This is a genomic window from Psychromonas sp. Urea-02u-13 (assembly GCF_002835995.1).
Classification (GTDB): domain Bacteria; phylum Pseudomonadota; class Gammaproteobacteria; order Enterobacterales; family Psychromonadaceae; genus Psychromonas.
On the sequence record NZ_PJBZ01000079.1, the window covers coordinates 21,730 to 34,216 of the forward strand.

General features: G+C 38.4%; 9 protein-coding genes. 2 read left to right on the top strand and 7 right to left on the bottom strand.

The window, feature by feature from the left end:
• Nucleotides 1-110: 110 nt before the first annotated feature.
• The 6 genes from CXF74_RS15690 to lpdA form a co-directional block, all read right to left on the bottom strand.
• Nucleotides 111-926, bottom strand: a complete 816-nt coding sequence (locus CXF74_RS15690) for a sterol desaturase family protein (protein WP_101083474.1) — start codon at nucleotides 924-926, stop codon at nucleotides 111-113.
• A complete protein-coding gene (locus CXF74_RS15695) occupies nucleotides 923-1,579 on the bottom strand; it encodes a CDP-alcohol phosphatidyltransferase family protein (protein ID WP_101083475.1) in 657 nt (218 codons plus the stop codon). The genes CXF74_RS15690 and CXF74_RS15695 overlap by 4 nt, the downstream gene beginning before the upstream one ends.
• Before the next feature lie 8 nt (nucleotides 1,580-1,587).
• Entirely contained in the window at nucleotides 1,588-2,229 is a 642-nt protein-coding gene (locus CXF74_RS15700; RefSeq protein ID WP_101083476.1) for an ATP-binding cassette domain-containing protein, read from the bottom strand.
• A gap of 15 nt (nucleotides 2,230-2,244) precedes the next feature.
• Complete coding sequence (locus CXF74_RS15705) at nucleotides 2,245-4,044, bottom strand: ABC transporter permease (RefSeq protein ID WP_198552878.1); 1,800 nt, start codon at nucleotides 4,042-4,044, stop codon at nucleotides 2,245-2,247.
• An 85-nt stretch (nucleotides 4,045-4,129) separates the two neighbouring features.
• A complete protein-coding gene (locus CXF74_RS15710; protein ID WP_101083484.1) occupies nucleotides 4,130-5,311 on the bottom strand; it encodes an ABC transporter substrate-binding protein in 1,182 nt (393 codons plus the stop codon).
• A 62-nt stretch (nucleotides 5,312-5,373) separates the two neighbouring features.
• Nucleotides 5,374-7,506, bottom strand: coding sequence for a dihydrolipoyl dehydrogenase (gene lpdA / locus CXF74_RS15715; RefSeq protein WP_101083477.1), 2,133 nt, complete (start codon nucleotides 7,504-7,506; stop codon nucleotides 5,374-5,376).
• Between the two features lie 486 nt (nucleotides 7,507-7,992).
• Between lpdA and CXF74_RS15725 the strand changes: the two genes are divergently transcribed.
• Both CXF74_RS15725 and CXF74_RS15730 read left to right on the top strand, forming a co-directional pair.
• Nucleotides 7,993-10,059: a HAMP domain-containing protein gene (locus tag CXF74_RS15725; protein ID WP_101083479.1), complete on the top strand. Its 2,067-nt coding sequence runs from the start codon at nucleotides 7,993-7,995 to the stop codon at nucleotides 10,057-10,059.
• 83 nt (nucleotides 10,060-10,142) lie between these two features.
• Complete coding sequence (locus CXF74_RS15730) at nucleotides 10,143-11,675, top strand: CHASE3 domain-containing protein (protein WP_198552879.1); 1,533 nt, start codon at nucleotides 10,143-10,145, stop codon at nucleotides 11,673-11,675.
• A gap of 126 nt (nucleotides 11,676-11,801) precedes the next feature.
• Here CXF74_RS15730 and CXF74_RS15735 read toward each other — a convergent pair whose 3' ends face one another.
• The gene (locus tag CXF74_RS15735) at nucleotides 11,802-12,449 is read right to left on the bottom strand and encodes a GGDEF domain-containing protein (RefSeq protein ID WP_101083481.1); all 648 of its coding nucleotides are present in this window, start codon (nucleotides 12,447-12,449) and stop codon (nucleotides 11,802-11,804) included.
• Between the last annotated feature and the right edge of the window lie 38 nt (nucleotides 12,450-12,487).

The window sequence follows — 12,487 nt, forward strand, 5'->3', positions numbered from 1 at the left end:
AACTAAACCTAGATTCTAAGCTTTTGATGTTTCTTCGTGTTCTCTGTGTAACGCAGTGGCTTTGTGGTCGTCTTTGGTTACCTTTATTCTTTGCTGATGGGTGATGCTTTTCACTTGCTGGTAAACGGTAATATTAACAAACGAATAATATTAAGCGGTTGTTGTTTGTTATATTGGCTGAGGCCCTGTTGTAAGTCTTTATAATCTTGCTTAGGTTTAGCGATATACGAGCCAAATAACTTATCCCATATAATTAAATTAAAACCGTAATTACTGTTGGTCTCGCGCACTATTTGACTGTGGTGAATCCAATGCACTTCTGGTGTGACCACAATTTTTCTCAGCGCTAATTCCACTTTTTTAGGTAGTTTGATATTGCTGTGGTTAAACAGCGCCATGGCATTTAATATTATTTCAAAAATGATAACCGCCATAACAGGAAGACCGAGCATGATAATAAAAGCCATTTTTATTATCATCGAAAACAACAGTTCAAAGGGATGAAACCGCACGGCGCTACTCACATCTAATGCTGCTTCACTGTGATGGACTTGATGCATTCTCCACAATAATGGCACTTTATGCATTAATACATGTTGCCAATAGATGATGAAATCCATCAGCACAATCGACAGGAAAAAAATGCCGATAGGTGCATAACCACTGCTAAACAAATCAATATAATTAAACAAACCTATTGTATTCGTCTGACTCCATTGTGCAGCGCCAACGGCCAACATCGGCAGGCTTACTTTTAATAATAAGCTCGCGATAACCACCAAAGCAATGTTCGTTGACCATTGTCTAATGTGGCTACTTTTACGTTTTGCGAGTGGGTAACAATACTCGGCAATCGCCAGTATTACTAATAATACGATAAAAATAGTCGGGCGGATGATTTGTTCATTGGCGATGAAGCTATTCATAATGACTCATTATTTTTAGGTACTGTATTTTCAGGTGTTTGTTGAGCGTTTTTTAACGTGTGGTAACCCGCCCATATTCGGCTAAATGTGGTGATCCAACATAATAAACTAAAGCCAATTGCAAGTTCTGAAAAGTAGTGCGGTAATAAACATAACAACACTAAAAAGGCGATGGTTTCAGTGCCTTCAGCCAGACCGCCAATGTAATAAAGCGACTTAGAACGATAAACTGGGTTTTCTATTTTTCGTTTACTGGCTAACGTAGCAAAGGCTAAAAAGCTAGACCCTGTGCCGATAAATGAGAAGATTAAAAAAGCGCCAGCCACTGCATTTTCTTGTGGTAACGCTAAAACAAAGGCAAAGGGGATCAAGGAATAAAAAATGAAGTCTAAGGTGATATCTAAAAAACCACCGGCGTCACTGATACCTTGAAGTCGTGCGACGGCGCCATCGAGTCCATCAAATATGCGATTGCCTAAAATGAACAGTAAACCCAAGCCATACCATTGAAATGCAATGGCAATAAAAGCAAATACACCTAAGGCAAACCCCATTAGCGTAATGCTATCTGCTTTTATATTCATCTGGTTGATTTTAGTGGTCATCAACTCAAGTGGTTTACGCACCATTTTTATGGTGTAACGATCTAACATAGTGCTTCCTATTGTTGTTCGGGCCAAATAATCGTTTTGGCATTTAATGGAATATCTTCTTGATCATGTGTGACCATCAAAACGGGTAGGCTATTTTGTTTAATTAAATCAAATACCCATTGTCTAAATTCTTGGCGTAATTGTTGGTCTAATTTATTAAAGGGTTCATCTAAAAGCACAGCTTGTGGCTTGGCTAATAACAGTCTAATCATGCTAACTCTTGCACGTTGGCCACCACTTATTTGACTGGGATTTTTATCAGCAAGCATCAGTAAGTTATGCTCTTCTAAGGCGATTAGCGCTTGTGTTTTTCTGTGTTTCTTTTTGATGTCATCGGGTAATGCAAAGGCTAAGTTTTGCCATATATTCAAATGTGGAAATAACAAATCTTCTTGAAAAAGGAAACCAATTTGTCTTTGCTCTACGGCTAGCGAATTAAGTGATTTTCCATTGAGTGATATTTCACCCGATACATTAAAATCGTTAAGAGGGTGGCCTGCGATAGCGTGCAATAGAGTAGACTTTCCACAGCCACTGGGGCCCATGAGTGATAATACTTCGCCGGCTTTAATTTCAAAGCTCAGGTTATTGATGAGTATATTACCCTGTTGGTCACGTAGGCTTAATTGCTTGATTTTTAAGTTGTTCATAACAAATTCTTCATATTAAATGCTTCGTGCTTCGTGCTTCGTGCGTTTGTGTTTGTGTTGCTTCAGCTGTTTTTTAAATGAAAATGGCGTTCGACTTTCTAATGGCCCCGTTTTTTTTGCGATAAACAGCGCCACAGCAAAAAAGAAAAGTGGGGTAATGGTTTGCAACAATGCATAAATGGCCATGACTCTTCTATCTTGTCCGCTCGATAGTGCCACGGCTTCTGTGGTAATAGTCGCGATGCGTCCTGCACCTAACATTAAAGTGGGCAAAAATTGCGCCAGACTAACACTTATTCCGACCGCCATCGAAATGACTATCGCCGGCAGTAACAAAGGTATTTTAATGGTCCACCATACTGTCCATGCAGATTTTCCTAAGCTTAACCCTACTTTATTAAAACCTTGGTCAAAGCTACGCCAAGGACCGTCTAAGCTTAAATAAATATACGGGAAGACAAAAAATACGTGTGACCAAAGTACCCATAAATAAAAGTGTTCAGCACCAATATAAATAGCGGCTAACTGAATGCCTAATAAGAGAGAAAGTTGCGGTGCGATAATAGGTGTCACAATCAGAATCATCGGGATCACTAAGCGTACTTTATGCGAGATATTGTTTCTGTTATTAACCTCTAATAATACCAGCACCAAAAGTAATGCAATAGTTGCACTTAACATTGCCAAGCCAATGCTGGTTACAAAAGTATCGAATAAATAAGGTAATTCAGATTGCCAGAATTGCAGCGACCAGTTTGAAGGTAATATATGTGGGTAGGGCCAGCGTTTGGAAAAGGACCAAACAATAATCATGATTAAGCTTAATGAGCTGGCTAATAAAACACTAATTAGGCCTAAGCTTCCTAAGCCAGCTAGACTCGCTTTACTCAGGCGAGTAAATAAAGAAATCCCCTTGCAACCAGTTAACGTTTTTCTGCCACTAAATTGCCAACTTGTGCATTTTTTGACGATTAACCACTCAACAAAAATCACCGTATAAACTAACAATACACACAGTAGCGCCAGTACCAATGCGCCTGATGCTGCCATTAAATGTGTATCGAGATTGGATTCATTTAACCAAGACCAAATCATCACCGGCAAGGTGGATGGAATGCTTGGCCCAATAATAAGCGAGACATCCACCACCGACAAGCTGTACGCCATAATCGCAATGATAGAAAAACGCATCTTAGGTAACCATTGTGGAAAGATAACTTTCAGCCATGCTTGCTGCTGGCTAAAACCAAGGCTTTGTGCGCATTGAAGTGATTGTTTTATATTAAGTTGTTTTAGCAATGCGATGCTCATAAACAAAATAAAGGGCACCTCTTTCAGTGTTAGTCCGATAATCAAACCCAGTTGATGTTTAATAATTTGTACGTCAGTAAACAGTGCAAACTCAAAGAGCTCAGTGCTTAGTCGTGAAATAAAACCACTGGGTGTAAACAAAAAGGCAAAACCGATAGCAAAAGCGACATGTGGTAATGCCAGGATAGGCGCAATTGCATTTTCAATTTTTTGCCAATGTTTTGATTGATACCAACGTCTTAAAATGACGAAGCTAATGAGAACCGATAGAAAGGTACTGATAATACTGACATTCAGTGTCATTAAAATGGATTGACTAATACCCGGGAATTGGGCTAATTGTTCAAAACCAGATAATGACCCGTGAAATTGATTAAGCCGCGGGTTAATCGCAAAGGCTGCTAATAATAAACCGCTTAATCCCGGTAACATCGGTAGGAAGCAAAGAACTAAAACCAGTATTAATATACTGGTTTTAGTTGTTTTTTTAATGCAATTATTCATGTTTTTCTATCATATTCACAGATTAAATGACCTGTTTTAATAAAGGACGTTCAATGGCTAAGTGGCCTGTTTTAATAAAGGGAAATTAATGACCATAACGTTGTTGCCACGCTTGTTCGAGTGCTGCTTGCCAACTAGGGTGAGGCTCCGCAACCGATTTAAACAATTTAGTGTTTGCAGCGCTACCAGTAATATATTGCGTTTTAAGCACTGAAGGGTCGCCCCATTGGCTTAAATCCCCTTTTTTAGATTGTGCTTCGGGACTTAACAAAAAGTTAATGGCCACAAGTGCACCTTGTTTTGCATTGGCGTTAAAGGGAATCGATAAGAAATGGATATTAGATAACGCGCCATTTTCCATCGCATAAGAATCCGTTGTCTCCGCTAGGGTGCCGTTGCTTTGTGCGCTACTGACTTCATTAGGGTTAAATGAAATCGCTAAGTCTAATTCGCCGTCATCTAACAATTGCATGGTGTGCGCACTTGAGGTCGGGAACTGTTTGCCTTGTTGCCAGCTTAGCGGGTGCAATTGGTCTAGGTATTGCCACAAGGGTTGCGTCGTTTTAACAAAGGTTTTTTCATCAACCGCTTGATATAAAAGCGCGGGATCTTCCACTAATTCAAGTAAAGCCGTTTTTAAAAAACTTGTGCCATGAAAAGAGGGCGGTTGTGGGTAGCTGAATTTATTAGGATTTTGTTGGGCAAATGTGAGTAATTGCTTCATCGATGTTGGCGGTGTTGGAGTGCGTTTTTTATCGTGGATAAAGATAAGTTGCCCGATGCCCCAAGGCGCTTCTAAGCCCTCAGTCGGTTCTGTAAAGTCATTATCGACAGGGAAGTCTTTATTAACAAACTGCCAGCTGGGTAATTGTTGCGCAAAAGGCTGGGTAATGAGCTGGTTTTGTTTCATGTTTTTAAAGTTTTCACCATTAATCCAAAGCATATCGATAGTGCCTCCAGTCACTTTACCGGCCGCTTTCTCGGCCAGTAAACGACTAATTGCAGTAGAGATATCATCAACTTTGACATGTTGCAGACGCACATCAAATTGCTGTTGTAATTGTTTGTCTGCCCAACGTAAATAATTATTAATTTGTTGGCTACCACCCCAAGCATAAAAATAAACCGTTTGCCCCTTTGCTTGTTTCTCAATGCGTGGCCAATCTAAGTTTTTTGATATGGTTGTTGTATCCTGAGCAAGCGAGAAACTCGATGTGCTTACAAAAACCGTCGCAATAGCTATTTTTAGTATTACTTTCTTAAGCATTTTTTGCTCCATTAAATTTTTCATGAAATCCCTGTCTTTTGTAGATTAATGTACTTTGTAAATTAATGCTTTCTTGTGAATTGGTGATACTTTTCAACCCACGTTAATATTTTTTGTGGTGCATGGTTTTTCTTCCAAACCCCCGCAGTATATTTTGCTGCTTCACTCATGGTTGGATAAGGATGAACGGTCGCCAATATTTTATTCAGGCCTAATTTGTAACGCATCGCTAAGGTAAATTCAGCTAATAACTCACCAGCATGACTGCCTACAATCGTTGCCCCTAAAATACGATCGCTGCCTTTTGGGGTAATGATTTTTATAAAGCCTAGATCATTACCATCTGCAATGGCGCGATCTAAGTCATTAATTTCAAATTGGGTTATTTCAATATCAAGTTTGGCTGCTAACGCTTCTTTTTCATTAATACCCACACGTGCAACTTCTGGGAAAGTATAAGTGACCGCGGGGATAACAGAGTAATCTACTTTGAATTTTTTAAGCGCACCAAATAAACCGTTAACAGCCGCATACCATGCTTGATGCGCTGCAAAATGGGTTAATTGAATCGGCCCAGTGACATCACCTACCGCGTAGATATTGGGATACTTTGTTTGTAAGTACTCGTTAACTTCAATGGTACCTGTTTTAGTTAAGGCTATGTCTAATTTTTCAAGTCCGAACCCTGTCACGTTCGCTTTACGGCCGACGGCAAATAAAACCAAATCAAAAATAACGGTTAATGCTTGCCCATCAACTTCAAGATGGGCAACTTGCTCGGTGGGTGTTTTCTCGAATTTAACTAATTTGTGTTTCAGTAATAGTGTCACCCCTTCATCGCTTAGCTGCTGCTCAACAAGATTAGCCGCATCTTTATCTTCTTTGGCTAATACTTGATCTGCAAATTCAACAATCGTCACGTGGCAACCAAGGCGGTTAAAACATTGGCTAAGTTCTGCGCCAATCGGGCCGCCACCAATCACTAATAAACGTGTTGGTAATTGCTCAATATCCCAAATGGTATCTGAACTTGCAAATTGAATCGACTCAATGCCTGGAATCGCGGGAATGAAAGGTTTCGCGCCGGTTGCGATAACAATGTTTTTAGTGCTAATCACCTGATCGTTAATCTGAACCTGCCATGGATTTAATATTTTAGCATCACCTTGTAGGCATTGAACGCCTAATGCTTGATAACGCTCAATAGAATCATGAGGTTCAATTTTACTAATCACATCTTTGATTCTGGTTTGTATTTTTTTAAAGTCGATGTGGTTAATTTGTGCATCGATACCAAATTTTTGTGCATCATTAATTTCTTTAATATTTTTACAGACTCGAATTAATGCTTTTGAGGGAACACAGCCAGTATTTAAGCAATCGCCTCCCATTTTATGTTTTTCAACCAATATGACCTTAGCTTTAACCGCTGCTGCAATATATGAACTGACTAACCCACCCGCACCTGCGCCAATAACAATCATGTTTTGGTCAAAGTATTTAGGTTTTTTCCAGGCTTTATAAACCACATTACGTTTTACAGTGTTGATGACCATTTTCAGCAGGAGAGGAAACAGCCCTAATAATGCAAAGGCCATTAATACGTTCGGTGAAACAAGACCGGATAATGAATTTATTTCACTGAGTTGCGTGCCGGCATTTAAATACACTAACGTTGCCGGAAACATGCCAAGTTGGCTGAATAGATAATAAGTGCGTGCTTTTATCGGTGTTAATCCCATTAATAAATTGATCATGAAAAAGGGAAAAACCGGTATTAATCGCAATGACAACAAATACAAAGCACCATCTTTACTGATGCCTGCATTGATGGATGAGAGATGATCTTTAAAGCGTGCTTGCACCCAATCTTTTAACAGATAACGACTGAATAAAAAGGCGAATAAAGCACCAATGGAACTTGCAAAGGATACTAAAAGCACACTTGGCCAGAAGCCAAACAAGGCCGCGCTCAGTAACGTTAGGATTGCGGCGCCGGGCACTGAAAGGGCCGTGGCTAAAACATAAGTCACAAAATATAAACTAAACGCGGTAATAAAATTGTGGCTAATAAATTGGGTTAATTGCGCTTGGTATTGTTTTGCATTTTCAAGGCTAATTAAGTGCTTAAATTGAAAAATTAAAATGACCGCAATAAGCGCGGCAAACGCGAGTGCAATTTTTTTATAGTTCATAAGTTAGTGGGTCCATGTAATAGAAATATAGTGTGGGCCTGTGTGCCCTTAACGGTGTCTGCTTAATATTTTATTAAGCGACTGTTGCCTCATTTTTACTTTTTAGGCAATGAAAATAGGCACGTTTTTTTAGCGCTTAATGCTGACAATAATTGCTTGTAATAAAAGACCGTTGATCAGTCAAAAAAATTTCCAGTAAGCGCAATATAATATTATTGGAACTCATTTGATTATTAAAAAATCAGCGTTTATAGCGCTCAACAAATCAATCTGATAACCAGCGAATTTAATAGGTGATTATCCTATTAAGAAAGCCCGTTGAACTCGCCTTTATATTGGTCTAGTAGAACGCCTCGGATTGGAAAATAAAAGTGAAAGACAACAATCGACTGAACCCCAATATTATAAGCTATGCTTGTAATACTTGAAGCATCATCATCGTCGTCTAAATAGGTTTTTCCATCGTATATTAGGGAAAATGACAGCATGTTAATTAGTGATATTAGCCTAACCAAAAAGCTATCCCTTAGTTTTGGCATCGTATTGCTTATGCTTTCTTGTTTATTAGTGTTCAATAATTCCACCATCAATTTTAGTCAAAATAATTTTAACAAACTGCTCCATAATGACATTGCGATAGAAAATATAGCGGATGATGTTAATATTTCTTTATTACAATTGAGACGAAGAGAAAAAGATTTTTTACTCAGAAACAATTTAACCTACGTACAACAACATCAAAAAGAATGGCATAACTTTCAAAATAAGATTGAATTATTACAACAAATTGCATCTAAAAATCCACATTTAGCTATTTCAGAGCATATTGAAATGCTCTCTCAAAACGCTGAAAAATATCAAAAAAGTTTTACTAATCTTGTCAGGGTTAAAGAAAAAATGGGCTTAAATTCTCGTACGGGGCTACAGAGGGATTTCACCCAAGCCGCTCATTCTTTAAGTACTGCGCTTGCTGAATATGATGTTGCAAATTTATATCAGCAATATTTGTTATTACGACGCTGGGAAAAAGATTTTGTGCGAACGCAAGATGACAAGTATATGCAACGGCTATTTTCAACACTACTGAAATATGAAAGCATGCTTTCTCTTAGTGCGTTGCAAGCGAATGCAAAGCAAATGCAACAACAAGCGTTAGCGGGATATAAGCAAGCTTTAAGTCATTATCTTATTCAGCAAGATAGCCGTGAAAAAGTAATTGCTTATGAGCAGTTAAGGCTGTTCTCACACAAAATGGAAGCCTCTATTATGGGGGTGTTTATTGAAAATGGACCGGCTCTCGCGTTGCAAATTCGACGCAATGAAAAGAGCTATTTACTGACGGCTGATGAACATTATGCGACAAAAACAAATGCGTCAATTTTGGCGTTAAAAAAGCAAATTAACGCATCAAAAATTCCCGTTAAGCATAGCGAGAATTTACTCGCATTATTGAATACCTATGATTTTTCGTTTAATCATTTAACTACTGAGAATAAACTCGCATATACGTATACCCAAGCATTACGCAATGCTGCACATAAAATAGAACCGTTACTGCATGTCATTAAAAATATCCTTGAAAAGTCTCAACAGAGCGCTTTTAGCGAGACGTTAAACAGTATTAATAATCGCCAAGTTGTCTCTCTTATTATTGGTTTATTTATTTTATTAGCGGGGTTACTTTCAACGATTATTCTGAGCCGCTTAATCAGTCAGCCAATTAATGCCATGATGAAAGTGGTGACTAATATTGCTAAAGGTGATTTATCGCTGCGTTTTGAAAATAATAGAGGGGATGAAATCGGTAAACTTGCCACTGCAATTAACGCGATGGTTGAAACACTGAATGAGATTGCTAATCAAGCTGATTTAATTGCACAGGGGGACTTTTCTGTTGAAATATTACCTCAAAGTAAAACTGATAAACTTGCCATTTCACTCAATGAAATGAAGAACCAAATCACTTATCGTACACGCTTAATGCAGGAAAGTGAGGGGGCGCTCCAAGCTGCTAATAATACCTTAGTGCAACAAAATGAGCTCAAAAACCAGCTATCTAAAATGACCGAGTTTGACAATAAAAGTAATTATTTACAGACAATTTGCGACAAAACTATTTCTTCCTTGGCTAAATTAACAGGGGCTGGCCATGGCGCATTGTATGTCGCGAATGAAAATAATGGCAATCTTAAAGATTGTTTAACATTGATGGGCAGTTACGCGTTGAAAAAGAACCATGTTTCTCAAGTGGTCCCGATTGGTGCCGGGCTAGTTGGGCAATGTGCTAAAGAGAAAATGACTATTATTGTGACAGAAGTGCCGGGGGATTATATTTATATTAATTCTGCTTTAGGCAAGCAACTACCGCTTAATATTATACTCACCCCTGTGATGTTTGAACAAAAATTGATCGCGGTGATTGAGCTCGCTTCATTTTCTCCTTTCACTCAAGTACAACAAGAAATGTTACAGCAAGTGACTGAATATATTGGATTTATTATTAATCAGCAAAAAAGTAAACAATTGCTTAGAGACTTACAAGCAGGCTCTTAACATTGCAATATAAGTATGTGATGACACTAATTGACGACACTAATTTACGACAGTAATTGATGCCCAATAAGGCCGGGGAGAGTATGAAAATGTTACCCAATAAATTTAAAACACTACGTATACAGTTAGTGATTGGCTATTTCCTCATTTTATTCATTTTGTCAATTCAAGCAGTGAATACCTACCGTAATATCAATAATAATAAAGAAACGGGAATTTGGACAAAACATACACTTAACGTGATTGCCGTTGGTCACCAATTAGAGAAAGAATTACTGAACATGGAGACGGGATTACGTGGTTACCTTATTACTGGTAGGTTGAATTTTTTAGTCCCTTTTGAACAAGGTAAAACACATTTTATAAAGGTCTATGAAACGACGTTAGGGTTAGTGTCAGACAATATTGAACAAGTCCGCTTACTCGAGAAAATAAGGGAGTTGCAAGTCCAGTGGCTCTCGTTAGCTGCCGAACCTATTATTGTTGAACGAGACAAAATAATATTAGGGCAAGTCACTATGCAAGACATCAGTGTGTTGATTGCAAGCGAAACGGGCAAGCAACTGATGGATCAACTGAGGGCTAAGTTACTTCGATTTGTGGCCAATGAAGAACAGCTTTTAAAGCAAAGAGAGCTAATGGAGTTTAATAATGATGCTGCAGTACAAAATCAAATTATTTGGGGAAGCGTCTTAGCCATACTGATAGCGGGCATATTAATATCTTTAACTATCCGCGCTATCACTCGACCTATCATTGAAATGACAGATCTGGCGAAACGCATTGCATCAGGGGATTTATCACAAAAAATTGCACAACCCGGCTCTGATGAAATTGGTGATTTGGCGAGGTCCATTAATGCCATGGTTGATATTTTAAATGAAATTTCAGATCAGGCTGATGCGATTTCTAATGGCGATTTTTCGGTTGAGGTGAAGCAAAAAAATGACCATGATAGGCTTGGCATTGCACTTAATGAGATGAAAAAACAAATAAAAGATCGCACCCTAGCCATGCAGAAAAGTGAACAGCAAATGCAACGCGCCAACGAAAGCTTACAGTTACAAAATACACTCAAATCTCAAGTATCAAAAATAACAGAGATCACTCAGGGCGCAACACACCTACCTGCTGTATCGGATGCCATTATTTCTGCTTTGGCCAAAATGACTGAATCTGGCCACGGTATCTTATATATATCCGATCGAAAAGACGTCAGCGGAACGGCTTACATGACTCTTTCTTTGATGGCCAGTTATGCTTTTGATAATCGTAAAGGGCTGTTAAATGAAATTACATTAGGTGAAGGGTTAGTAGGGCAGTGCGCAAAAGAAAAAGAGCAGATTTTGATAACTAATGCCCCTGAAGATTACGTTCAAATATATTCTGGTTTAGGTGAAAAAACACCATTAAATATTCTCGTAACACCTATTATTTTCGAGAAAAAAGTAATGGGGGTGATTGAACTCGCTTCATTTAGCGCATTTTCAAATGCGCAAAGAGAAATGCTGTCACAAGTGACTATCAATATAGGGGCGGTGTTTAATAATATTCTAAACCTTGAGCAAACTAAAAAGTTATTAGCCGATACACAAAATAATTCCAAATTACAGTAGGTAAAACGCAGGAAATTATACTTTTTTATTATTAATAAGAGCGACTTAGTCATAAAAATTATTAAATGAGTCTACTTCCTCTTTATTGGTGTGATTTTTTAAAAAATTTATCTGGAAATCATTTTGTTACACGGACAAGTCGCTTGTATTGCTTACCTCTGCAGTTTTCATTGTTTCAGAAAATGCATAGTTATTTTTCCCTTGGTGTTTTATTTTGTACATCGCTTGGTCGGCTAAATTAACTAATGCATGAGGATCTTTACCATGCTCAGGGTATAAAGCGATACCAATGCTCACACCAATATTTATCTCATTATTTTCATATTGATACGCAGTAGCGACTGTTTTAAGCAGTTTTTCTGCTGCCGTTATAATACATTTTCTATCGCTTATGTTAGTCAATATAATCCAGAATTCGTCACCTCCAACGCGCGCTACTGTATCACCTTCTCTCAAACTGGTGCTAAGGCGAGTTGCCGTTTCTATTAAAACATGATCCCCTGCCTCATGACCAAGCGTATCATTAACCGTTTTAAAACCATCAAGATCAATAAACAAAATAGCCATTTTAGTTTGCTTTCGCTTTGCCTTTTCTAAGCTGCTTACTAGGCAGTCCATAGCAAGTCGTCTTGTTGGTAGCCCCGTTAGCACATCATGATTCGCCATATGAATAATGCGTTGTTCGGCTTTTTTTAACGCTGTGATATCTTCTTTTACCGCAACATAATGACTAATATGTCCGTTTTGCGTATTCTCATGATGTCGATCACTCATTCTCACCGAAGCCGATCAGTCATTCTCATTCATGCCGA